Origin of the sequence: Klebsiella sp. CN_Kp097, from assembly GCF_040064495.1 — a bacterium.
Taxonomy (GTDB): domain Bacteria; phylum Pseudomonadota; class Gammaproteobacteria; order Enterobacterales; family Enterobacteriaceae; genus Klebsiella; species Klebsiella aerogenes.
This window is the reverse complement of sequence record NZ_JBEAIL010000002.1, coordinates 15,861-39,586: the sequence shown is the minus strand read 5'-3', so window position 1 is coordinate 39,586 and position 23,726 is coordinate 15,861. Positions and strand designations below refer to the sequence as shown.

The following is a 23,726-nucleotide window of genomic DNA, read 5'->3' as shown; positions in this document are numbered from 1 at the left end:
CGCCCGTCTTCCCCCTGCATCCCAGCTACAATTTAAGCACGGACCGCATTGTTAGCCGGTCGAAAATTCAATAACATCAAACCATTCAGACGTATTTTCCATACACCTCAGGTTACGAGAGCCAGCATCTAATGAAGAAACAGACTTTGCTGTTGAGTGCGTTAGCGTTAAGCATTGGATTATCGTTGTCGGTCCTGCCTCCGGCGGCGGCATCGCTGCCGACCCAGGTTCCAGGCCAGGGCGCGCTACCGAGCCTCGCGCCGATGCTGGAAAAAGTATTGCCTGCGGTGGTCAGCGTGCAGGTAGAAGGCACCGCCTCGCCGGTGCAGAATATGCCGGAAGAGCTGAAAAAATACTTCGGCGACAACGCGCCGCAAGAGCAGGCGCAGCCGTTTGAAGGCCTCGGTTCAGGGGTGATTATCGACGCCGCCAAAGGCTATGTGCTGACCAACAACCACGTAATAAGCCAGGCGCAGAAAATCAGCATTCAGTTGAACGATGGCCGCGAGTTCGATGCCAAACTGGTCGGCAGCGATGAACAGAGCGATATAGCCCTGCTGCAGGTTTTAAAACCCAGCAATTTAACGCAAATCGCCATCGCGGATTCCGACAAGCTGCGCGTCGGCGATTTCGCCGTTGCCGTCGGCAACCCCTTCGGCCTCGGGCAAACCGCTACTTCCGGCATCATCTCCGCGCTGGGTCGTAGCGGCCTTAATCTCGAAGGGCTGGAAAACTTTATTCAGACCGATGCCTCAATTAACCGCGGCAACTCCGGCGGCGCGTTGCTGAATCTCAACGGCGAGCTTATCGGCATCAATACCGCCATTCTGGCGCCGGGCGGCGGCAGCATCGGTATCGGCTTCGCCATCCCGAGCAACATGGCGAAGACCCTCGCCGATCAGCTTATTCAATACGGCGAAATCAAACGCGGCCTGCTGGGCATTAAAGGCATGGAAATGAGCGCGGATATCGCCAAAGCGATGAATATCAACGCTCAGCGTGGCGCCTTTGTAAGCGAAGTCCTGGCCAATTCAGGCTCCGCAAAAGCTGGGATTAAATCCGGTGATGTTATCGTCAGCATGAACGGCAAGCCGCTAAGCAGCTTCGCCGAGCTGCGCTCGCGTATCGCCACTACCGCCCCTGGCACAAAAGTAAAACTGGGGCTACTGCGCGACGGCAAACCGTTGGACGTCGAGGTCACGCTGGATAAGAGCACCTCCTCCACCGCCAGCGCCGAGCTGATTATCCCGGCCCTGCAGGGAGCGGCGCTAAGCGATGGCCAGTTAAAAGACGGCACTAAGGGCGTGAACATCGATAACGTCGATAAAGGCAGCGCGGCGGCTCAGGTTGGCCTGCATAAAGACGATCTCATTATCGGCCTCAACCGCCAGCGCGTGCGTTCCATCGCCGAGCTACGTAAAGTGCTGGAAACCAAACCGGCCGTCATCGCGCTGAATGTGCTGCGCGGTAACGAAAGCATTTATCTGCTGCTACGCTGACGGCTGCATCCGGACATCGCACGTCGTGCGATGTCCGGATAAGTCATGCTATGCTGCGCCTGCCCATTAATTAACGATATTCGCATCATGCCAGGAAAGCTTTTACGTTCAGTCCTTATCGGTTTAATCGTCGGCGGCATCCTGCTGGCGGCGATGCCTTCGCTGCGCCAGTGGCAGCTCTCGTCGGCGACGCCGGGCGATACCGCTGACGAATCGCCCGCCAGCTATAATGCTGCGGTAAGACGCGCCGCGCCGGCGGTGGTCAACGTCTATAACCGCGCGCTGAACAGCACCAGCCATAACCAGCTGACGCTCGGCTCCGGCGTTATCATGGACCAACGCGGATATATCCTCACCAACAAGCACGTCATCAACGATGCCGATCAGATAATCATCGCCTTGCAGGATGGACGGGTATTTGAAGCCCTGTTGGTCGGTTCCGATACCCTGACTGACCTGGCGGTGCTCAAAATAAACGCCAGCGGCGGCCTGCCGGTTATCCCGATTAACCCGAAACGCGTTCCACATATCGGCGATGTGGTACTGGCGATAGGCAACCCGTATAACCTTGGGCAAACCATCACCCAGGGTATCATCAGCGCGACCGGTCGTATCGGCCTGAACCCCACCGGGCGACAGAATTTCCTGCAAACCGACGCCTCTATCAACCACGGCAACTCCGGCGGCGCGCTGGTCAACTCGCTGGGTGAATTGATGGGTATTAACACCCTGTCGTTTGATAAGAGCAATGACGGCGAAACGCCGGAAGGGATCGGCTTTGCCATCCCGTTCCAGCTGGCGACCAAAATCATGGATAAACTGATCCGCGACGGCCGGGTGATCCGCGGTTACATCGGGATCAGCGGCCGCGAGATCGCGCCGATGCATGCGCAGAGCGGCGGCATGGATCAGATCCAGGGGATCGTCGTTAATGACGTCGCACCTGACGGCCCGGCGGCGCAGGCGGGGATCCGCGCCAATGATGTGATCATCTCGGTGAACGATAAACCGGCGATCTCGGCGCTGGAAACCATGGATCAGGTCGCGGAAATTCGCCCGGGTTCAGAAATTCCGGTAGTCATCATGCGTGATGATAAGAAAATCACCCTGCACGTGGCGGTACAGGAATATCCGGCGACAAATTAACGATTAGCGCTCCGTTATCGGAGCGCGATTAATCGGCAAACAGAGGTCCGGCCGGGAATCTGGCCAGAAACCCGGTCACCGCCAGTAACGACCACATCGATGGCCAGCGGACCTGCCGCTCCCGCAGTTCATCATCCAGCGTCAGTAACGCGAATTCCCCTCTCTCGCCGAGAACCCCGCCCTGCCACAGCAGCCGTTGCGCCTGCTGCCGCGCCCACGGCGATTCACTCTTCCAGGCCAGCAAATGCAGCAGCGACTGCTGTAAGCAAACGCTGTGCGAATGGTTGTCCCGCAGCAATCGTCGATACACCGGCAGCGAGATACTGCGTACGCTGTAGAAACCGCTGCGCGATTCACTATCAGCCTGCGCCACGCTGGCGCACATCTGCCCGGCGAGATCGCTTAAACGATTATGCGTCAGCGGCTGGCGCAGCGCATCCAGATGCCCGGCGGCGGCGCAAAGCAGGCCGCTCCTTTGCCGCTCATGCGTCAGCGAACCCAGTAACGCCGCTACCGTTTCAGACTCCCCGGTCTGCGCATGCTGAATACCTGCGTCATAACAACAGACAAAGAAATCATGGCTGCCACGGACGACTGGCGGGCGCGCCAGCAGATTCAGCGCCGGATGCAGTTGTTCAAGCTCCTCCAGCGACGCCAGAGTGTCATCAATGACTTCCTCTTTTGCCGATGACCTGCTGCCAGGACGTAATGCTACCGTTTCATTCATCAAAGCCTCCTCAGGGAAAATTCCCGGTTCGCGCGGCGCCCAGCCGGGCTACGGGATCACCGGTAGCCCGGATAAGGCGCAAGCCGCTATCCGGGAACCTCTCCCCGGTGGCGCTGCGCTTACCGGGGCTACAAACCGGAGCGGACTGGTAGCCCGGATAAGGCGCCAGTCGCCATCCGGGAAGGATGCCGGTTTACATCGCCAGCACGTACTTGAGCATCACCCCGGCGGCGATCGCCGAGCCGATCACCCCGGCCACGTTCGCCCCATCGCGTGCATCAGCAGGAAGTTCTGCCCGTCCGCTTCCAGACCCACCTTATTGGACACGCGCGCCGCCATCGGCAACGCCGATACCCCGGCGGAACCAATCAGCGGGTTGATCTTGTGTTTACTGATTTAGCCGCCAGGCGGCGCATTCGGCAGGGATATGAGGCGATAAAAAAGCCGGAACGACGGTTCCGGCTTTTCTGCTAAGTAGACATTACTTATTCACGAAATCTTCGCCGAGGGCGATATCTTTCTTCAGCGTATCCAGCATGCCTTCCAGCGCCTGCTGTTCAAAAGCGCTGAGTTTACCGATGGACTGGCGCTCTTCCACGCCATTTTTGCCCAGCAGCAGCGGCTGCGAGAAGAAACGAGCATACTGCCCGTCACCTTCGACATAGGCACATTCAACAACGCCTTTTTCACCCTGCATTGCACGCACCAGAGAGAGCCCGAAACGCGCAGCGGCCTGGCCCATCGACAGCGTCGCCGATCCGCCGCCCGCTTTCGCTTCCACGACTTCCGTCCCGGCGTTTTGAATACGTTTGGTGAGATCCGCGACTTCCTGCTCGCTAAAGCTGACGCCAGGGATCTGCGACAGTAAAGGCAGGATAGTGACGCCAGAGTGGCCGCCAATGACCGGAACTTCAACCTCTGTTGCCGATTTACCTTTAAGTTCGGCGACAAAAGTATTAGAACGAATGATATCGAGGGTGGTAACGCCAAACAGTTTGTTTTTATCGTACACACCGGCTTTTTTCAGCACTTCGGCGGCGATAGCGACGGTGGTATTTACCGGGTTGGTGATAATACCGATGCAGGCCTGCGGACAGGTTTTTGCGATCTGCTGCACCAGGTTTTTAACGATACCGGCATTAACATTAAATAAGTCGGAACGATCCATGCCGGGCTTACGCGCGACGCCGGCGGAAATCAGCACCACATCAGCGCCTTCCAGCGCCGGGGTGGCATCTTCACCGGAGAAACCTTTGATTTTTACATCTGTGGGAATATGACTTAGATCTACCGCCACGCCCGGCGTAACCGGAGCGATGTCGTACAACGAGAGCTCTGAACCTGAAGGCAGTTGGGTCTTAAGTAGTAGGGCAAGCGCCTGGCCGATTCCACCAGCGGCGCCGAGGACTGCAACTTTCATCCTAAACTCCTTATTATGGTTAATATAGTCTTTCGTTATTCCGTCGCCTGGACCTTAATTCACAAGATGAACAATTACAATAATTATGGCTGAAGAATGCGGGGTACGCGCAATGATGCAGCAAATTCGCATTTTTCTTCCTGAGACTGGCCATCCAGCAAAGCCGTAGTACCGGATCGACTATTGGTTACAATACACCCAGCTCGCTCGGCAAAACAATATCAATTTCATAACATTTATTTCACTTTTACAGCAATTTACCCGCTGTGATGCAGGCATGTTCCTCATCAGGGTTATTTGCTAAAATATGCGCCTTTCATAACATTATTTACGCTATTCCTTTGCGGATTATTTGCATAAAAATGCACTTGTATGCATAATGATGTTGTTTTTACCACCATAATCTGGGTGACTTATGCGTAGTTCGGCAAAACAAGAAGAACTGGTTAAAGCGTTTAAATCGCTGCTTAAAGAAGAAAAATTCAGCTCGCAAGGCGAAATCGTTCAGGCGCTGCAGGAAGAAGGTTTCGAGAACATCAACCAATCGAAAGTTTCCCGCATGTTGACAAAGTTTGGCGCCGTTCGCACGCGTAACGCCAAAATGGAAATGGTCTACTGTTTGCCTGCCGAACTCGGCGTGCCGACAACCTCCAGCCCGCTGAAAAATCTGGTGCTGGACATCGATTATAACGATGCGGTGGTGGTGATTCACACCAGCCCCGGCGCGGCGCAGCTGATCGCACGCCTGCTGGATTCCTTAGGCAAAGCCGAAGGTATTCTGGGTAGTATCGCGGGGGATGACACTATCTTTACCACCCCTGCCCGCGGTTTTTCCGTTAAAGATCTCTACGACGCGATTCTGGTCCTGTTCGAACAGGAACTCTAAGCGCTCCCCCTCTGGTTCCTGCCAGAGGGTTCTTCCCCGCAAAATGCTATCCCCCAAACCTTCAAATAAAGCAGCATTTTTTTAACATTTAGTGTGGTTTTCCACCTCTATACATTCCTTTACCGAATGATAACGGCTAAAGCGCACAAAAGATCAAAGCGCAATATCTATTTGATTTAAATATAAATAATCATGACATTCACCCCATGAATGACATTTCTAATTCTTATACGTTATAAAAACGACATTTCTTGGAAATTATTTACACTGAAAACAATTAGCATGGTATTAATATTTTTGGTGATTAGTGTATACTTGATTTTGTGATAAGGGTCACGAAACAAAGCCCCCTAATAATAAAATTCGACGAGGTGAACATCATGAAAATCAAAACCACTGTAGCCGCACTCAGCATGCTATCCGTACTGTCCTTTGGCGCTTTCGCCGCTGATTCAATCAACAGCACTCAAGCGGAAAGCCGCCAGTCACTGGGCACCGTATCTATCGGCGCGGTAGGTTCTTCCCCGATGGATATGCATGAAATGCTGAACAAAAAAGCACAAGAAGAAGGAGCTTCTTCTTATCGCATTATCGAAGCTCGCACCGGCGACCATTGGCACGCCACTGCTGAACTTTATAAATAAGCTTTAACGATTGTCGGTCATTAACTGAAACAGTATCTCTTCAGCGGCCTGGGTTCATACGAAATCTCCCGCCGCTGCACATAAGGTTGGAGTCAAGATTATGAAAAGCGCAATTATCATCGCATCCCTGGGTCTGGCATCAGTTCTCTCTTTCGGCGCAAGCGCAGCCGTACAGCAAGTGAATGCCGATCAAGCACAAAACCTGCAACCAATGGGCACTATCTCTGTATCGCAAGTAGGTAGCGCGCCAATGGATATGCGCCAGGAACTCGCGGCTAAAGCCGAGAAAGAAGGCGCCAGCAGCTACCGCATTATTGAAGCTCGTACCGGCGACAGCTGGCACGCGACTGCTGAGTTGTACAAATAAACCCTCGTCGTCTTATCCGACGACTTGCCCCCGCCTGCCGGGGGCTTTTTTATGCCCAACGGGCATTGAAACGTAGTTGTCCTTCCAGCTCCTCTTCCGCTTCATCGAACAGCAAAATTAACGCGCCAAAGCGACGACGCTGTTTTTCATCCAGATGGACAAATTCAATCTCCAGCGGGAACGGTAAGCGCCCTCCCGTCACCGCGCTCCACAGCGCGTCAAGGTTATCCACCTGCTTATCCGGTAGCGCGAAGGCGCGGGAAAACTCACGATAGAAATCCTGTTGCTCAGCTATTTCATCAAAATCAAAGGTATAAATAGTCATTGCCCGCCGCCCCTTCCGCTCTGTCCCTCTACACCAAATAAGTATAGCGATAAAAAAACCGACGCCGGGGCGCCGGTTCGCAGGTTAGCTATTGGTGAGCACGTGTTGATATTTTTTCAGCATATCCACCAACCGTCGCACCGGCTCAGTAACCTGGGGCGACGCCTGCCAGTGAAGGAGTTTTTCCTGATAAACATCAAGCTCTTCCAGCAGACGGGTAAAGTAACGGCGGCGCTTATCGTCGCTGCCGGCAGAGATAACGTGATCGGCGGTTCGCCGCAGCTGGCGGTGGAAGGCCGACAGATCCTCGTTTACCGGTACCGGGGCATCGCGTAGACGCTGGTGCGCGATAATCAGCGTCAACGCTAACCGAAAGCGGGCGATATCGCCGGGAAACTTGTTCAGCAGTAAAAACAGCTGTTGATACAGCGCCGGCAAATGGTTCTCTTTTCGCCTTGCGCTGTTAGTAGTGAGCGAAGAGACCGCCGCCGAGACGAACTGGTTCAATAACACCCGTCCGGTGCGTGCCTGCGAGTTATCACGCACTAACAGAATCACCATCAGCGCGAGGAAACAGCCGACAATCTGCCCCAGGGCGCTATCGAGGAACTGGCTAAACTGGAACTGCATCGGGTTATCCAGCACCAAAATGTTGATGGTGCTCGCTAAAGCCCCCAGCGATCCCAACCGCCGCTTTTGTACCTCAATGCCGATAAAGAACGCCATCGCGGCAAGGCTGATACACAATAGCAGCATGCTCTGTTGCGTCGCAGGCATGACGACAAGGAAGAACAGCGCGCCAAGGGGTAAAGCGGCAAGGGTGCCATAGAGGAAGTCTAAGGCCACCATCCGCGGGTTAGGCAGACGCATCGCCAGCGCGGTCACCACGGCAATCATGACCATCGCCCCGCTACCGGATGTCCAGCCGGTCCATAGCCAGAACAGGGTGCCGAGAATACAGGAAATGGAGGTTCGCCAGAAGTTAACCATCGCGTGGTGACGTTCGGCGGACTCAACCTTCACCACCGTCTCGCCGCGTAGAACTTCATCTTCAATACGGCTGATTTTGGTGTTGCCAACCACGCCGCGCTTGAGCAGCAGGTAACGCGTCGCCGCGCCGACCCAGCTATAAATAGTGACCGGCGTATTGTGTTCACCTTTCCAGGTCAGGAAGCGGCGCATACGCTTAAGCTGTTGATGCACATCCTGTACCGTTTCCACTGGCTCAGCGAACAGCTCGCGGTAGTCGTCAGTCACCATCTCCGGGCGTGAGTTCTGAATCAGATAGGTTTCGCAGGCCTGAGTAATCAGCGTCAGCGATAGCGTGTTGATCGCCTTTAGCCGCTGGTTTACCTTCGACCAGCGCGAAGATTCCATGATCAGATTGCCGCGCATTCCTTCCAGCGCGGCAGTACGGCGCACCAGCGCTCCCCAGGCTTTGTCCACCACCTCGCTATCGCCATGGGCGACACAAAGCTGCATCAGGCGATACTGATCCAATAGCAGGTTATCCAGTTCGAGGTCGATCTCTTTTTTGATGGAGCGCGGGGAAAATAGCAGATCAGCAACGATGGCGCTGACGATCCCGATGACGATTTCGCTACAGCGCTCAACCGCAAACTGCGGCGCCAGCATCGGGTCGGTATGAATGGTGATGATGATAATCAGCGCCGTATAACCCGCCAGCCCCCAGGCGTAGGAGTTTTCCACCTTCACCAGCGAGGAGATCCAGGTGCAGAAACCGGCCCAGAGACAGCAGACCAGCATCATCAACAGCGGCGCGCGGATCATGAGGATAATGATCGCCAGCGCGGCAATACAGCCGATAAACGTCCCGGCAATACGCAACATTCCACGGTAACGAATCGCCCCGGAATAGGGTTCACCGCCGGCGGCAAATGCCGGGCCGGCGGTCACGATAGCCGCGGTCAGTACGGCCCAGCGCGGCGTCTCAAGCTGAAAATGAAAGCCGACAAACAGCGCCAGCACCACCGCGCATGCAAGCTTAATGGCAAAGCGGAGATGCCGGGGAGCAATGGTATAGGTCCCCATGGCGATTAACCAAACTCACGTAAGCGCATGGCGACTTTCTGGAAGAAGTTGGCCTGGCTAGCGTCGCGATCTTCTTTACCGGTAATGACGACGGTTGCGGTGGTGCCCGACGGCCAGAGGTTGCCCTGCTGCTGGTCAAGACGAATACGTACCGGCACGCGCTGCGCCAGACGCACCCACTCAAGGTTGGAGTCAACAGAGGCCATCCCTTTTGTATCGCTGCTGCTGCTGGCGTTAGTCACGCCCGCGGCAACGCTGTCAACGGTACCTTTTATCACCTTACTACTGCCGAGCGGAGTGATTTCGGCGCGATAGCCCGGACGCACGCCTTCCAGCTTAGTCTCTTCCAGGTATGCCATCACGTAGAAGGTATTTTGTTTCACCAAAGCGACCGCGGTCGAACCGCGGGTGATGAATTCGCCGGCGTAGACGTTCAGGTTGGTCACCCAGCCGTCGGCCGGCGCACGAATCACCGTGCGTTCGAGATCCAGTTTGGCTAAATCGCGGCTGGCCACCGCTTTTGCCAGCTGATGCTCTACGGTTTGCAGCACGTTGTTGGCCTGGTCAATCTCTTCGCGCGACATCGCCTGCACGCCGAGCTTGTTACGGCGCCCGGCTTCAACGCGTTTTTCCTGAGCCAGCGTCTGGTAATAGGAGACATCGGCTTGCGCCTCCGCCAGCGCTTTTTGGTAACGAGGTTGGTCAATAACGAACAATACCTGGTCTTTCTTAACCAGTTGGTTATCCTTGACATTCACCTGTGAAATGAGCCCAGACACATCCGGGGCGATGGCGACGATATCGGCACTAAAGCGCGCATCGCGCGTCCACGGCGACGCGGTGTAGTACACCCATGCGCGAAAAATAGCGATAAACGCCAGAATAACCAGTATCACAGTGATGGCAGTACGCAGGATATTTCTTGTTAGTGTTTTCACATCGACCTCAAACGAACAAGCGCGATATCAGATAAAACAGACAGCAATACAGCGCAGTATTAAACAGTGCAGGGTGCCAGACAAAATCATAAATACCGGTCGGAACCAGCAAACGGTGCACCAGCCAGAAGATAGCTAGCGACAATAGCAGCTCAAAGAAGATCGGCGGAAACGATAAGCCGAAAATCACTATGACAGGAAACAGACTCATGATGACCTTGATAAGAAGCGTACAGGTGGTAGCGTGATGCGTTTATTATGTAGCTAACTATATATTAACGTAACAATTGCAGCCTTATCTATAATATGTGATCTAAATCACTTTTAAGCCAGAGTGAATAATGGAACGACTAAAACGCATGTCGGTGTTCGCCAAAGTGGTTGAGCTGGGCTCTTTCACCGCCGCCGCACGCCAGCTCCAGATGAGCGTTTCATCTATCAGCCAGACCGTTGCTAAACTGGAAGACGAGCTACAGGTAAAGCTGCTCAACCGCAGCACCCGCAGCCTGGGCTTAACAGAAGCGGGTAAAATTTATTACCAGGGCTGCCGAAGAATGCTCTTTGAAGCGCAGGACGTCCATGAACAGCTGTATGCCTTCAACAATACTCCAATCGGCACGCTGCGCATCGGTAGCTCTTCAACTATGGCACAGAATGTGCTGGCGCGCATAACCGCCGAAATGCTCAAAGAATATCCGGGTTTATCGATTAATCTGGTGACCGGCATCCCTGCGCCAGACCTGATTGCCGATGGCCTCGACGTGGTAATACGCGTCGGCGCATTGCAGGATTCCAGCCTCTTCTCACGGCGGCTGGGCTCGATGCCGATGGTGCTCTGCGCGGCGAAAAGCTATCTTCAGCACGCGGGATGCCCGGAAAAACCGGCGGATCTCGCCAGCCACTCGTGGCTGGAATATAGCGTACGGCCAGATAATGAGTTCGAAATTATCGCCCCGGAAGGGATCTCAACGCGCCTGATCCCACAAGGGCGTTTCGTCACTAACGATCCGATGACGCTGATCCGCTGGCTGACTGCCGGCGTTGGCGTGGCCTACGTTCCGCTGATGTGGGCGATCGACGAGATCAATCGCGGTGAACTGGAGATCCTGCTGCCGAGCTATCAATCGGATCCGCGGCCGGTCTATGCGCTGTATACCGAAAAAGACAAACTGCCGCTGAAGGTGCAGGTATGTATTAACTATCTGACGGATTATTTTGTCGAGGTGGCGAAGATCTATCAGGGAATGCACGGGCGCGGGATGACCCGTTAATTGACATCCCGGCAGCGGCTTCGCGCCGCCGGGACCAGCCGTTATCAGGCGGTGCCGCCAACGGTAAGGTTGTCGACTTTCAGCGTCGGCTGGCCGACGCCGACCGGCACGCTCTGCCCTTCTTTACCGCACACGCCAACGCCGCTATCCAGCTTCAGGTCGTTACCAACCATAGAAATCTGCTGCATCGCTTCGATACCGGAACCGATTAGCGTCGCGCCTTTGACTGCCTTGGTCACTTTGCCTTTTTCAATCAGGTAAGCTTCCGAGGTCGAGAAGACAAATTTACCGGAGGTGATATCCACCTGGCCGCCGCCGAAGTTCGGCGCGTAGATACCGTAATCGACCGATTCGATAATCTCCTGCGGCGTCGACTTACCGGCCAGCATATAGGTGTTGGTCATCCGCGGCATCGGCAGATGCGCATAGGATTCACGGCGACCATTACCGGTCGGCGCAACGCCCATTAAACGCGCGTTGAGCTTATCCTGCATATAACCTTTCAGGACACCGTTTTCGATAAGCACATTGTATTGACCCGGCGTACCTTCGTCATCAATCGCGACCGAACCACGGCGATCGGCCATGGTGCCGTCATCCACGACGGTGCACAGTTCAGAGGCGACTAATTCGCCCATGTGACCGCTGAAGACCGAGGTGCCGCGACGGTTAAAGTCACCTTCCAGACCGTGGCCAACGGCTTCATGCAGCAGCACGCCAGGCCAGCCCGCGCCAAGAACCACCGGCAGCATTCCGGCTGGCGCGGCAACCGCGGACAGATTGACTAATGCCATACGTACCGCTTCACGCGCCCAAACATCCGCCCGTACGTCGCCATCCAGCGGCGCAAGGAAATAATCATAGCCAAATCGCCCGCCGCCACCGCTGGCGCCGCGCTCGCGTTTGCCGTCTTCCTCCACCAGCACGCTTACGGAGAGGCGAACCAGAGGACGGACATCAGCGGCCAGCGTCCCGTCCGTTGCCGCCACCAGGATAAGCTCGTAGACGCCGCTCAGGCTGGCGGAAACTTCCTGCACGCGCTTATCGGCAGCACGCGCCACCTTATCAACGCGGCGCAGGATATCCAGTTTCTCTTCGCGGCTCATGCTCTGTAGCGGATCGACGCTGGTATAGAGAGTGCTGTATTCCACCGCGCCGAGCGTCTGCACTTTGCCGTCGCCATGGTCGCGGACGATAGTACGCGCCGCCTGGGCACTCTGTTCAAGCGCCAGTTTGCTGATTTGGTCCGCATAGGCAAAACCGGTTTTCTCGCCGCTTACCGCCCGGACGCCTACGCCCTGGTCAATATTGTACGACCCATCTTTAATGATGCTGTCTTCCAGAACCCAGGATTCGTGATAGCTCGACTGAAAATAAAGATCGCCGTAATCGAGACGGCGCTCAGCCAGTTGGCCAAGAATGGCAAACAGGTCCTGATGGTTCAGGCCATTTGCCGACAGTAATTGTTCACTTACCAGGTTCAAACTCATCGTTACGCTACTCGTTTGTTGCCGCCTGACACAGGGGAATGCCATGCGGCGAAAAAGATGACGGGGAGAAAATGCCCTCTATTGAGAGTGCGATAATTCCCCGTACTCGTCAAATCATTGCTTTTTGTTGCTGCGCGCCTGGCGCAGCACTTCATTGATTTCCGGCTGATCGATTGGACCCGTAATGCGATAGCGCAGAATCGACACTTTGTTCCACAGCGGCCCAAGCACCTTGCTGGCGGCAAACACCGCCGCGCCGACGATCGGGTTGACGGCGAATGCCGCCGCTACGCCGACGGTGGCCGATATTTCCGGCGCCACCACCGCTTGTAAATCTAAACGACGACGCACCAGATCGACCGAACCTTTCATCGCGATGTCGGCTTCGAGCCCATCCACCAGCGTATCATCCGTATTCAGCACGCCGTCTTTAATCCACGCCGTACTGCGAATCGAATCAAACCAGAACCCTTCCTGGAAGGTGTCGCTGAAATCGAAGCGTAGCTTACGCAGCAGCGCGTCAACGCTCAATAGCCTTAACAACTGACCGGCATGACCGGTGCTCAGGTCAGTAAACTCGCCTTTGCCGAGGCGGCTTTTGAGGATCCCGTTCAGCGAAGCGACATCAGGCTGCCATGGCGGCGCGCGCCAGTGCAGATCGTAATCGACATCAAACGACGACCCTTTCACCGGCGTCGAGACACCGAAGAAGTTGACGAAGTCGTCCGTTTTATTGCCGTGAAGCTTGCCTTTCAGCGAGGTACGTACGCCGCCCGGCGCATTTACCCAGACGCCATCGGTAGTGAGTCGGCCAAAGCCGGTATCCACCAGGCCATTACTGAGAGTGAGCGTATCGCCCTTGATATCGAAGTCACCGTCGATTCGTCCATATTTTTGCCCCCACAGCCAGCACTCTTTACAGCGCAGCTGTAAATCCGGCCAGCCGCGGAAATCCAGACGGGTATCAGCCAGCGGGCCGCTCTCTTTTTTCGCCGTACCGCTGTTATCGCTGGAAGGGTTGTAATAGAGGTAGCGAATAGCCGCCAGCCAGGGGGCATTCTTATGCATCGTCAACGTGGCATTGATTTCACGCCCCTGCGCCTCCACCTTCGAGCCGCTACCGTCAGGCTGAGAGACCAGACTGACGTTATTCCAGTTCTGCCCGGCGAAGGCCAGCGACGGTGTACGCAGCGTCACGCGCTCCGGGAAGGCCATATTACTGCTCACTTCGTTGACGGCGCCTTGCTGGAACAACGCCAGCCATTGCGCGCCATCCATCGCCGGCATGTTGAGCTCGACGCCTGATGCTTCAGGCAGCGACGGAATCGCTTTGCTGTCGGAGGTCAGAATCGCCCGATCGAGCGTCAGCTTGTTATTCAGTAACCAGCGGCTATTGACGTGGTTCTTGCTGCCGATGTTGCCGGTCAAATCGAAGCTGCTTAAGCCGCCGGTCACGTTGATTTTCACCGGCAACGGCTCACCCGCCGATTTATTCACCGGCGCAGGTAAGTGACTACTCACATTTTTCAGATCGCCGTTGATATCGACTTTGTAGCTCGCGCTACCGCGATAGGGTAACTCAATGGCCACTTTGCCATCCCAGGGGACGCTGCCGCTGAGTTCATCGTTGACCGCTTTCGGCAGCAGGCCGGTACGCGTCGGCTGCCAGTTAGCGTTCATGCCGACGTCAACAAGGAAGGCTTTCGCCCCTTCAGTGGTGGTGAAATTGAGGTTCAGCGGTTGATTAAACCAGGTCGCGCTTAGCGGCCCGCTTTTTAAATCTCCGTTCTCAAAGCTGAACTGACCATTGAGATTCTTCAGCGTCGCGTCAATCGGCTTGATAAACAGATCGTTATTTTTCAGCCGTACATCGCCTTTGGCGGTGGTCATCTCGCCATCAAGCGGGATAGCAAGATGTAAGCGAGCGCTCACATTACCATCAAGCTGCAGTTCATCCAGCGCTGAGCCGAGCGTATCCTTCAGCGGGGTCTGTTTGAAATAAGGGCCGACCTCTTTACCAGGGCCGTTAACATCGGCATCGATAAACAGTTTTTCATGGGAATAGTTGGGGATCACCGCGTCAAGGTTGCTGGCAGTAACGTTGCCCAGCATCGCTTTATCCGCCTTCATCCACAGGCCGTTATTGACGAAGTTAAGGTTGATATCCAGTCCGGTCAGCGCCGGCCAGTCCGGCTGGAAGGCGAAAGTCGCGTTCTTCAGCGGTACCGAGACCTGGAATTGGCCTTCGTTATGCTCATAGGGGAACTGATGTGGGTTGCCGCCGTAAACCAGGGTGGCATTGCTTGCCTGGCCGCCCTTAATTGCGCCGCTCAGGTAATCCACCAGCGCTTTGCCCATCAGATTTTCCGGGAAATAGCGCCACGCCTGGCCACCATCGTTGGTACTGATACCCGCCAGGATGCCTAACCACGGCTCATCGCCTGCTGGCTGCAGATAGCGGAAGCCGCCGCGCGCGCGAACGCCGGTCGCCTGCACGTCGATATCGCGGCCATCCAGCATAAAGCCCTTGCTGTTCTTCTCCCAGCTTAGAGTTGCATCGCCCTGGGCTATCTCCAGCGGTGCGCGAAATACCGTTTCATAAGGCATTTTCGCCTGGGTCATATGCGCGCGCAGTTCGCCGTTTTCCACGCTGCCGCTCAGGCTGCCGGAGAAGTGCTCGGCTCCCGGCAACAGCTTCCACTGCTTCCACGCCAGATCGCTCCAGTCGGCCTGGAAACGGGTCTTTTCCGTTGCCTGCAGCGGGATATCCAATGCCAACAGGTTGATTTTGCCGCTCGGCTGGGTGGTTCGCCACACTTCGCCAAAGCTCGGCGCCAGCTTATCGGCCATCGGTTGCAGACCAGTTAGCCCGCCAAGCTCGAGATTGCTGGCGCGGATGCGTAGCTCATCGCTGCGCTGATTGTTATTGCCACCCACTTCCTGCGCCGGAATCCACGCCATCGCCAGCTCGCCGCGCGGCCAGGCTTTGCCGTCTATCGAGATCCGCGTATCGGGGATGTGAAATGCCCAGCTTTGATTTTCACGCGTGATATGCCCCGTCAGGTTATCCACCGACAGCTGATGCAGATGCTTATCGCCCTGCCAGCTGGCGCCGCCTTTTTTCAGCCACACATCGCCGCTGGCGACATCGCCTTTATCGATGGTCATCCAGCCTTCGAGACTAAAGCGCGCGCTCTGCAGGGCGATGTTGTCCTGCATCCAGCGCCCGAGCCAGGGTTTAACGTCGATGTCGTCGGCCTGTAACCAGAGGCGCCCCTTGTTGAGCAGGCCGTTCTCATCACGTAAATCCATCCGCACCTGCATGACGCCGTGCTGGCCGGTGAGGCTCGAAAGGCTCAGCTGCCCCTCGGCGCGGTGGCGATTTTTACCGTTAAGCCAGGTCAGCTGTGGGATCGCCAGTTCAGCACGCTGGCCGGAAATCGTCAGGAAGCTCAAATGGCTATCACGGAGAATAAAGTGGTCAAACTGGCGCAGGAACAGATCGCTGATGCGATCGGTCTTCAGGCTGGCGCCGTCGTCGTTAGTCTGGATGGGGGTATTGGTGTGAATTTGCAGTTGCCAGAAGGTCAGGTCGCGGAACTGCCAGCGCATATGTAAAAGGCTTTGCCAGACGTCGAGGGCAAGGGTAACCCGTTTGATCGTCATTTCGCCACCGTCTTTCAAGGTAGCTTTAATATCGCGAACGTCCAGCGTCGGGCCGAAGTTTTCCCAGTTGGCGTTGATCTGTGAGGCATCAACCGCGACCCCGGATACCGCGGTAATTTTCTCCAGCAGTTGGGGACGCCAGTTATTTAGCTGCGGCAATGCCAGACGCAGGCCACTCACCAGTAGCGCAACAATCACCACCACGGTTGCCACGGTGAGCAGTAATATCCCGGGCCATCGCCTCAACGCATCTCTCCTTGTCAGCCTGTTACGCTTTATCCTTCAGCCCGCCTGTTTACCGCCCCCGACGCCATCGGGAGCGACAGGCTGAATGATTACATCATTACCACATCGAACTGCTCTTGATTATAGAGCGGCTCAATTTGCACTTTGACCTGCTTGCCGACAAAGATTTCGACTTCCGCCAGCGCGTGGGACTCTTCCCCTTTCAGCGCTTCCGCGACGGCAGGTGAAGCATAGACCAGGAAGCGGTCTGAGTCATACGCATGATGCACGCGAACTATTTCGCGCATGATCTCATAGCAGACCGTTTCGACCGACTTTACCGTGCCGCGCCCATGACAGGTAGGACACTCGTTACACAGCACATGTTCCACGCTTTCGCGGGTGCGTTTACGGGTCATCTCGACCAGCCCCAGTTGCGAGAAGCCGTTAATGCTGGTTTTCACCCGGTCTTTACTCAGCGCCTGCTCCAGGGAATGCAGTACCCGACGACGATGATCTTCATTATTCATATCGATAAAATCAATGATGATAATGCCGCCCAGGTTACGCAGACGCAGCTGGCGCGCGATTGCCTGCGTGGCTTCAATATTGGTATTGAAGATGGTGTCGTCGAGATTACGGTGGCCGACAAACGCCCCGGTATTGATATCGATGGTGGTCATCGCTTCGGTCTGATCGATGATCAGATAGCCGCCTGACTTCAGCTCGACTTTGCGCTCCAGCGCGCGTTGGATTTCGTTCTCAACGTCAAAGAGATCGAAAATCGGCTGGCGGCCGCTGTAATGTTCCAGCTTGCTGGTCATTTCCGGGATGTATTCCGCGGTGAACTCCAGCAGCGCCTCGTAGGTCAGGCGCGAATCCACGCGAATGCGGTCAAGCTGAGCGTCGGCGAAATCGCGCAGCACGCGCTGGGCCAGCGCCAGCTCGCCGTACATCTGATAGCGGGTCTGGTTGCGCTTTTTGCGCTCCATGACTTTGGTCCAGACGCGCTTAAGGTAGGCCGCATCCGCCGCCATCTCTTGCTCATGCACGCCTTCCGCCGCGGTGCGGATAATAAACCCGCCCTGCTCGTCGCAATATTCGGTAACCACGCTTTTCAGACGTTCGCGCTCGGCCTCGCTTTCAATACGCTGCGATACGCCGACGTGCGAAGCGCCCGGCATAAAGACCAGATAGCGGGAAGGTATGGTAATGTCGGTGGTCAGACGCGCGCCTTTGGTACCCAGCGGGTCTTTCACCACCTGCACCATCAGGTCCTGGCCCTGGCGCACCAGCTCGGAAATATCGCGAACGGTAAACTGCTTCTGCTCTTCACCCGCCACGCACTCGGTGTGCGGCATGATATCGGAAGCATGCAGAAAGGCGGCCTTATCCAGGCCAATATCTACAAAAGCCGCCTGCATTCCAGGCAACACACGACTGACACGACCTTTGTAGATATTGCCTACGATTCCGCGCCGCGCTTCTCTCTCAATATGAATTTCCTGCAGGATCCCGCCATCGATATACGCGACGCGCGTCTCGGATGGCGTTACGTTAACTAATAATTCAGCCGTCATCTTTATCCCTTTTCTTCACGCAGTGAGTTAAAGTTACTCAGCAACTCATACGTTTCCACCAGCGGTAAGCCGACTACGGCGTGATAGCTGCCATTTATCTTCCTGACAAAACAACCACCCAACCCTTGAATACCGTATGCGCCTGCTTTATCTAAAGGTTCGCTACTGGCTACGTAGGTAGCGATATCCCGCTCGGAGAGCAGACGGAAGGTCACTTCCGTCACCACCAGGCAATCCAGCGTTTGCTGCTTATCCGCCAACGCCACCGCGGTCATCACCTGGTGGGTTTTTCCGGAAAGCATGCGAAGCATTTCTGCGGCGTGCCCGGCGTCGCGCGGCTTTTCCAGCACTTCGCCGTTAAGAATGACAATCGTATCCGCGCCCAACACCGGCAGATCGCGCGGCGCCATCGCCACGCCCGCCAGCGCTTTTTCGCGCGCCAGACGCGCAACGTAATGCGCAGCGCTCTCCTGCGGGCCGCGTCGTTCCTCAATACCCGGAACCAGACGTTCGAAAGAGAGACCAAGCTGAGTTAACAGTTCCTGCCGACGCGGGGAACCAGAAGCCAGATACAGAGTTGTCATATCAACCTTTATTGAACCGCAAATTGCTGACGCACTTTACGCATTAGCAGGAATAGCCACGGCCAGAGCACACCGTTTACTACACTACTCCAGAACACTTCCGGACGGAAAGAGACGTTGATCACTAAAAACTCTGCCCAGAAAACAATGATATCAACGGCAAGAGACAACAGCATGACCACCAGCGCCTGTTGCCAGAGCGCCAGATTACGGAACAGCTGATATTTTAAAGCGACCAGATAGGCAACAATACTTAACGACAGCGCGCGTACGCCGAGGGTCGAACCGCTGATGAGGTCGAGAATCGCCCCCATCACAAATCCGGTACCGACGTTAACCCGGTGCGGCAGCGCGAGGATCCAGTACAACAGAATCAACAACACCCAGTTTGGCCGGAAGACGGTGATGTCCTGCGGCCAGGGCATAATCTGCAGCAATAGCGCAATAAGAAACGAGAGCCAGATAACCCAGCGTCCCTGGCTACGATAACTTGCCACTATTGCCCCCCTGCTGGCAGAGGTTGCGCAGACGGCGGCGGCGTCAGGCCTGTCGCCGGCGCCGGCATCTGCGGCCCCATCGCATCAGGCGCAGGCAGCACCTGCGGCATCATTTGCATCAGGCGCTCATTGGCAACGCGGTGCACCTCTTCCGGAGTCATCGGGTTAGCGCCGTTGCGATCGGCGCCCCACAGCAGCAGCAGATAACGCAAACGCTGCAGTCCGGCGGTTGGACGGGCCTGGATCACCGTGTATGCACGCTGAGTATCCAGACGTACCGAGGAGACTACCCCAACCGGATACCCTTCCGGGAAGCGTCCGCCGAGCCCGGAGGTCACCAGCACATCGCCGACGCGAATATCGGTATTCGCCGGCAGATGTTCAAGCTGTAAATCATCAGTACAACCGTTACCGGCAGCAATGACGCGGATATCATTACGCAGCACCTGGATCGGCAAGGCATGGGTCGCATCGCAAATGAGCAGCACGCGGCTGGTCATTTTCGCTACCGCCACCACCTGGCCGACAACGCCCTTGTCGCTAATGACCGGTTGGCCTTCATAAACGCCATTGACGCTGCCCTTGTCGATAACGACCTGATCGCTGTAGGGATCGTTAACCGTCGAGATAACCTGGGTCACCATCTTCTGCTCATCCTGACGCAGCGGCGAGCCTAACAGCTCACGTAGACGGGCGTTTTCTTGTTTGTATTGACCCAGCATCAGCAGATCGCTGTTTTTCAACAGCAGTTCCTGACGCAGCGCGCGGTTTTCCAGTTCGAGCTGATCGCGGGTCGCCAGCGATTGCGATACGCTGTCGAGCAGTTCCCGGGGACCATTTGAGATAAAGTAGAAAGGACTGACGGCTGTATCCATGTACGTTCGAATCTGGCTGAACGTACCCAAGCGGCTGTCGGCGATAATGACGCCAAGCGCCACCAAAACCGCCAGAATAAGGCGAATCTGTAGCGACGGGCCACGGCTAAAAATTGGCTTCATAGGCTATGCGTATTCTCGTGTCAGTAAAGACCAGAGGCAGCCCTTAAGCTGCCCCAGACCTTCAGGCTGACTACTCTTCGCTGAACAAGTCGCCGCCGTGCATATCGATCATTTCCAGCGCCTTACCGCCGCCACGAGCGACGCAGGTCAGTGGATCTTCTGCAACTACGACAGGGATCCCTGTCTCTTCCATTAACAGACGGTCAAGGTTACGCAGCAGCGCGCCGCCGCCGGTCAGGACCATACCGCGCTCGGAGATATCGGATGCCAGCTCCGGCGGGCACTGTTCCAGCGCGACCATAACGGCGCTGACGATGCCGGTCAGCGGCTCCTGCAGCGCTTCGAGGATTTCGTTGGAATTGAGGGTGAAGCCGCGTGGAACGCCTTCAGCCAGGTTACGGCCGCGCACTTCGATTTCGCGTACTTCATCACCCGGGTAAGCGGAACCGATTTCGTGTTTGATACGCTCAGCGGTTGCTTCGCCGATCAGGGAACCGTAGTTACGGCGCACGTAATTGATCACGGCTTCGTCGAAACGGTCGCCGCCGATACGTACGGAAGAAGAGTAGACCACGCCGTTCAGGGAGATAACTGCGACTTCGGTAGTACCGCCGCCGATATCAACAACCATAGAACCGGTCGCTTCAGAAACCGGCAAGCCTGCGCCGATCGCGGCCGCCATCGGCTCTTCGATCAGGAAGACTTCACGAGCGCCAGCGCCCTGCGCGGATTCGCGGATAGCACGACGCTCAACCTGGGTCGCGCCAACCGGCACGCACACCAGCACGCGTGGGCTCGGACGCATAAAGCTGTTGCTATGCACCTGTTTAATAAAGTGTTGCAGCATCTTTTCAGTCACGAAGAAGTCGGCGATAACGCCGTCTTTCATCGGGCGAATCGCCGCGATATTGCCCGGCGTACGGCCCAGCATCTGCTTCGCTTCATGACCTACAGCGGCAACGCTTTTCGGCGAACCGGCACGATCCTGACGAATGGCCACAACGGAAGGCTCATTCAATACGATGCCTTGTCCTTTTACATAAATAAGGGTATTCGCGGTACCCAGGTCAATGGACAGGTCATTGGAAAACATGCCACGAAATTTTTTTAACATACTAAGGGATAATCCTGAAAGCTGGGGCGGAAAACAAAATCCGCTTACTTTACCAACCACACGCAGCAGCGACAAGGCGCAAAAATCATCTGCTACGGTGAAAATTAGTGCAGTTCATTTCCTTTGTTACAAACATTTACGAAGTCCCTTCGGCGCTGAATAAATCAGCTGCGCTCCGTGCTCTGTTTGTACCTGTCAAAGGTCAGTCTTGCGTAAGTTGCGACATTCCGGCGGGTAGACAAGCACACCCCCTTTACTATGGCGCGCGTTATTCTACGTGAAATCACGCCAAACGGCAGATCAAACCGAGTATCTTTGCGAATATTTTTTCACATTTGTGTCAAGTGGCTGTGAGGCGGCAAAAAATTCCCCCTGACCGCCGGTCACGCCGCATTGCGACAGCACCTGCCACTCGCTGCGACTGCGTACTCCCGTCGCAAAAACCTGTACCGGCATCCCTTTACAGGCTTCCACCAGACTTTGAACCAGTAACTGGTTCTCGCTGCGTTTTTCAATATTGCGCGATAGCCCTTGATGCAGCTTGATCACTTCTACGTCCAGCTGCTTGATCCAACTGGTGCCAACCAGCGTCAACCCGGCCTGAACCACGGCGACGCGAATGCCCAGCGCGTTTATCAACCGCATAACGGGGTGTAAACGGCCGATATATTGACAAACATCCGCCTCTGCAAGTTCAAAAATAATCCGCCGACGTTGTGATTTTTCGCACTGCATCATGGTATCGCGCAGCCAGCGCTGGAAACGCGGGCGAATCAGCGACTCCACGGTCACCTGCAGGGCCAGCGTTTGATCAGGCCAATAACTTAATAACGGCAGCAAACGCGTAATCTGTAGGCGATCGTACTCTTCCGCTAAACCAAACTGCTGCACCATTGGCATATACTCGGCGGCAATCACCTCTTCTTTACCGTCATAGATGCGGCACATTAGCTCGCGGTGATGTACCCGCCCATCGCGCATGACCGCCGGTTTCTGATACAAGCGCGGGCCGCCGCGGCTGAGCATCTGCTCGATAAGCGTCCGCCAGCGCACGTTGCCGCGCCCCTTTTCCGGCAGCGAATCATCGTAAACCGCCCAGCTATTACTCCCCTGCAGCACGGCGTTGCGGGTGGCGGCTTCGGCGTGTTCCATCACTTGAGAAGTGGACTGGCCGCTGCGGAAGGCGCAGATGCCGATATGCATCGTGTCGTCTTTATCCAGCACCCGCGTTGACGGCAGCGCATCCATCGCCTTCAGTAACTGCCCGGCGATACTATCGGCCTCTTTAAGAGTGCGATGCGGCAATAAGACGGCGAAATCGCTACGGTGATAGCGCGCCAGTAGCGAGCCGGGATAACGCATAATAAAAGTAGACAGCAGATTAATTAGCGTGAAGTAATGCTCTTCCGCCGCCGCCCGTCCCCAGTTGTCGCGCAGCAGATCAAACTCCGGCAGGCGAATCATCATCACAATACCGTGCGCCCCCACCTTTTCCTGATCGTCCAGCAGCGTCGCCAGTTGATTATCAAAGAACAGGCGGTTGTTAAGACCGGTTTTGGAATCCTGGGCGGCGTAGGAGCGAATCAGGGTATCCATGCGGCTGCGCTGATCGCTGGCGAACTGCAGCTCCGAGAGCAGCATATCCAGCGCGCTGCTGGTACTGGCCGGCCATTCATGAACCGAACCGCGCACCTGCGGCCCGCGCTCGCCGCTGAGAATGCGCCGCGCGCGCAGCTCCAGTAGTTCTTGCCCCGCCAGCTGGCGGCGGATCCAGCGAATCGAAAAGAAGATAATCAGCACCATGAAGCCGATGGCGAAAGAGAGCGGCGCGGTGACGTGAAGCGAGCGGAAGTAATTGACCATCGGGTCCATGTAGACCAGACGAATCGAGATTCCGGGATGTTTGAGCGAGGGTACCGTCATTTCACGATACTGATTGTTACTGCCCAGCGGACGGTAACTATCACCGCGGGTATGGCTGTAAAGCGATTTGCCGTTGAGCAGAAAATCAATATGTTCGACTTCTACCGGCGTGAGCAGCTCATCCATTTGCGGTTCGAGCTTCTCAAAAGAGGTGGTCACCAGGCGGCTATCCAGCATCGTCGCCACCGCCTGTACGCGATTCTCAACCTTAATCTGAATGCCGTTGTAAAAGCTCAGCGACGCGCCGATCAGCGTGACAAAAATCGTCAGGCTGGTGAGCAGCGTAACAAATGCTGAGAATTTCGTCGTTAATCGCATCCCTGTGTTAACTCCGCGTGTGAATAACTACCCGATGGGCATTCGGGCCCCTTTTG

General features: G+C 55.7%; 20 protein-coding genes and 1 pseudogene. 6 read left to right on the top strand and 15 right to left on the bottom strand.

Features of this window, described 5'->3' with window-relative positions; translation table 11 throughout:
• Positions 1-131 precede the first annotated feature (131 nt).
• Both degQ and degS read left to right on the top strand, forming a co-directional pair.
• Positions 132-1,499: a serine endoprotease DegQ gene (degQ, locus tag ABLV07_RS02335; RefSeq protein ID WP_042897946.1), complete on the top strand. Its 1,368-nt coding sequence runs from the start codon at positions 132-134 to the stop codon at positions 1,497-1,499.
• Positions 1,500-1,586: 87 nt separating this feature from the next.
• Entirely contained in the window at positions 1,587-2,645 is a 1,059-nt protein-coding gene (degS, locus tag ABLV07_RS02330) for an outer membrane-stress sensor serine endopeptidase DegS (protein ID WP_046883742.1), read from the top strand.
• Between the two features lie 28 nt (positions 2,646-2,673).
• On the opposite strand, the gene ABLV07_RS02325 is transcribed toward degS, so the two are convergent.
• The 3 genes and pseudogenes from ABLV07_RS02325 to mdh all read right to left on the bottom strand — a co-directional run bounded on the left by ABLV07_RS02325 (position 2,674) and on the right by mdh (position 4,792).
• The gene (locus ABLV07_RS02325; RefSeq protein ID WP_063402120.1) at positions 2,674-3,372 is read right to left on the bottom strand and encodes a hypothetical protein; all 699 of its coding nucleotides are present in this window, start codon (positions 3,370-3,372) and stop codon (positions 2,674-2,676) included.
• 193 nt (positions 3,373-3,565) lie between these two features.
• Positions 3,566-3,765, bottom strand: a pseudogene (locus tag ABLV07_RS02320) (sodium ion-translocating decarboxylase subunit beta); the annotation flags it as partial.
• A gap of 88 nt (positions 3,766-3,853) precedes the next feature.
• Positions 3,854-4,792, bottom strand: coding sequence for a malate dehydrogenase (mdh, locus tag ABLV07_RS02315; RefSeq protein WP_015369475.1), 939 nt, complete (start codon positions 4,790-4,792; stop codon positions 3,854-3,856).
• A gap of 415 nt (positions 4,793-5,207) precedes the next feature.
• Between mdh and argR the strand changes: the two genes are divergently transcribed.
• From argR to yhcN-B, 3 genes are all read left to right on the top strand, one after another.
• A complete protein-coding gene (gene argR, locus ABLV07_RS02310) occupies positions 5,208-5,678 on the top strand; it encodes a transcriptional regulator ArgR (RefSeq protein ID WP_015369474.1) in 471 nt (156 codons plus the stop codon).
• 380 nt (positions 5,679-6,058) lie between these two features.
• Positions 6,059-6,322, top strand: a complete 264-nt coding sequence (gene yhcN, locus ABLV07_RS02305) for a peroxide/acid stress response protein YhcN (RefSeq protein WP_015369473.1) — start codon at positions 6,059-6,061, stop codon at positions 6,320-6,322.
• 100 nt (positions 6,323-6,422) lie between these two features.
• Complete coding sequence (yhcN-B, locus tag ABLV07_RS02300; RefSeq protein WP_015369472.1) at positions 6,423-6,689, top strand: DUF1471 family stress response protein YhcN-B; 267 nt, start codon at positions 6,423-6,425, stop codon at positions 6,687-6,689.
• Between the two features lie 49 nt (positions 6,690-6,738).
• On the opposite strand, the gene ABLV07_RS02295 is transcribed toward yhcN-B, so the two are convergent.
• The 4 genes from ABLV07_RS02295 to aaeX form a co-directional block, all read right to left on the bottom strand.
• Positions 6,739-7,014: a barstar family protein gene (locus tag ABLV07_RS02295; RefSeq protein WP_015369471.1), complete on the bottom strand. Its 276-nt coding sequence runs from the start codon at positions 7,012-7,014 to the stop codon at positions 6,739-6,741.
• An 84-nt stretch (positions 7,015-7,098) separates the two neighbouring features.
• Positions 7,099-9,066, bottom strand: a complete 1,968-nt coding sequence (aaeB, locus tag ABLV07_RS02290; protein WP_015369470.1) for a p-hydroxybenzoic acid efflux pump subunit AaeB — start codon at positions 9,064-9,066, stop codon at positions 7,099-7,101.
• 5 nt (positions 9,067-9,071) lie between these two features.
• On the bottom strand, positions 9,072-10,004 hold the full coding sequence (gene aaeA / locus ABLV07_RS02285) for a p-hydroxybenzoic acid efflux pump subunit AaeA (RefSeq protein ID WP_015369469.1): 933 nt from the start codon (positions 10,002-10,004) through the stop codon (positions 9,072-9,074).
• 7 nt (positions 10,005-10,011) lie between these two features.
• Positions 10,012-10,215, bottom strand: coding sequence for a p-hydroxybenzoic acid efflux pump operon protein AaeX (gene aaeX, locus ABLV07_RS02280; protein ID WP_002918640.1), 204 nt, complete (start codon positions 10,213-10,215; stop codon positions 10,012-10,014).
• A 130-nt stretch (positions 10,216-10,345) separates the two neighbouring features.
• Here aaeX and aaeR point away from each other — a divergent pair, with 130 nt between their 5' ends.
• Positions 10,346-11,275 (top strand): HTH-type transcriptional activator AaeR, encoded by a 930-nt coding sequence (aaeR, locus tag ABLV07_RS02275; RefSeq protein ID WP_015703623.1) that lies wholly within the window; start codon positions 10,346-10,348, stop codon positions 11,273-11,275.
• Between the two features lie 44 nt (positions 11,276-11,319).
• Here the strand turns inward: aaeR and tldD are convergent, their stop codons facing one another.
• The 8 genes from tldD to csrD form a co-directional block, all read right to left on the bottom strand.
• Positions 11,320-12,765, bottom strand: coding sequence for a metalloprotease TldD (gene tldD, locus ABLV07_RS02270; protein ID WP_032715906.1), 1,446 nt, complete (start codon positions 12,763-12,765; stop codon positions 11,320-11,322).
• A 114-nt stretch (positions 12,766-12,879) separates the two neighbouring features.
• Entirely contained in the window at positions 12,880-16,677 is a 3,798-nt protein-coding gene (yhdP, locus tag ABLV07_RS02265; RefSeq protein WP_047042026.1) for an AsmA2 domain-containing protein YhdP, read from the bottom strand.
• An 89-nt stretch (positions 16,678-16,766) separates the two neighbouring features.
• Positions 16,767-18,236 (bottom strand): ribonuclease G, encoded by a 1,470-nt coding sequence (gene rng / locus ABLV07_RS02260; RefSeq protein WP_015369465.1) that lies wholly within the window; start codon positions 18,234-18,236, stop codon positions 16,767-16,769.
• 2 nt (positions 18,237-18,238) lie between these two features.
• Entirely contained in the window at positions 18,239-18,820 is a 582-nt protein-coding gene (locus ABLV07_RS02255; RefSeq protein WP_032715908.1) for a nucleoside triphosphate pyrophosphatase, read from the bottom strand.
• An 8-nt stretch (positions 18,821-18,828) separates the two neighbouring features.
• Positions 18,829-19,317 (bottom strand): rod shape-determining protein MreD, encoded by a 489-nt coding sequence (gene mreD, locus ABLV07_RS02250; RefSeq protein WP_015369463.1) that lies wholly within the window; start codon positions 19,315-19,317, stop codon positions 18,829-18,831.
• Positions 19,317-20,315 (bottom strand): rod shape-determining protein MreC, encoded by a 999-nt coding sequence (gene mreC / locus ABLV07_RS02245; protein ID WP_015369462.1) that lies wholly within the window; start codon positions 20,313-20,315, stop codon positions 19,317-19,319. Before mreC ends, mreD begins: the two co-directional genes overlap by 1 nt.
• Positions 20,316-20,385: 70 nt before the next feature.
• Positions 20,386-21,429, bottom strand: coding sequence for a rod shape-determining protein MreB (mreB, locus tag ABLV07_RS02240; RefSeq protein WP_002918653.1), 1,044 nt, complete (start codon positions 21,427-21,429; stop codon positions 20,386-20,388).
• A gap of 300 nt (positions 21,430-21,729) precedes the next feature.
• A complete protein-coding gene (gene csrD, locus ABLV07_RS02235; protein WP_015369461.1) occupies positions 21,730-23,670 on the bottom strand; it encodes an RNase E specificity factor CsrD in 1,941 nt (646 codons plus the stop codon).
• Between the last annotated feature and the right edge of the window lie 56 nt (positions 23,671-23,726).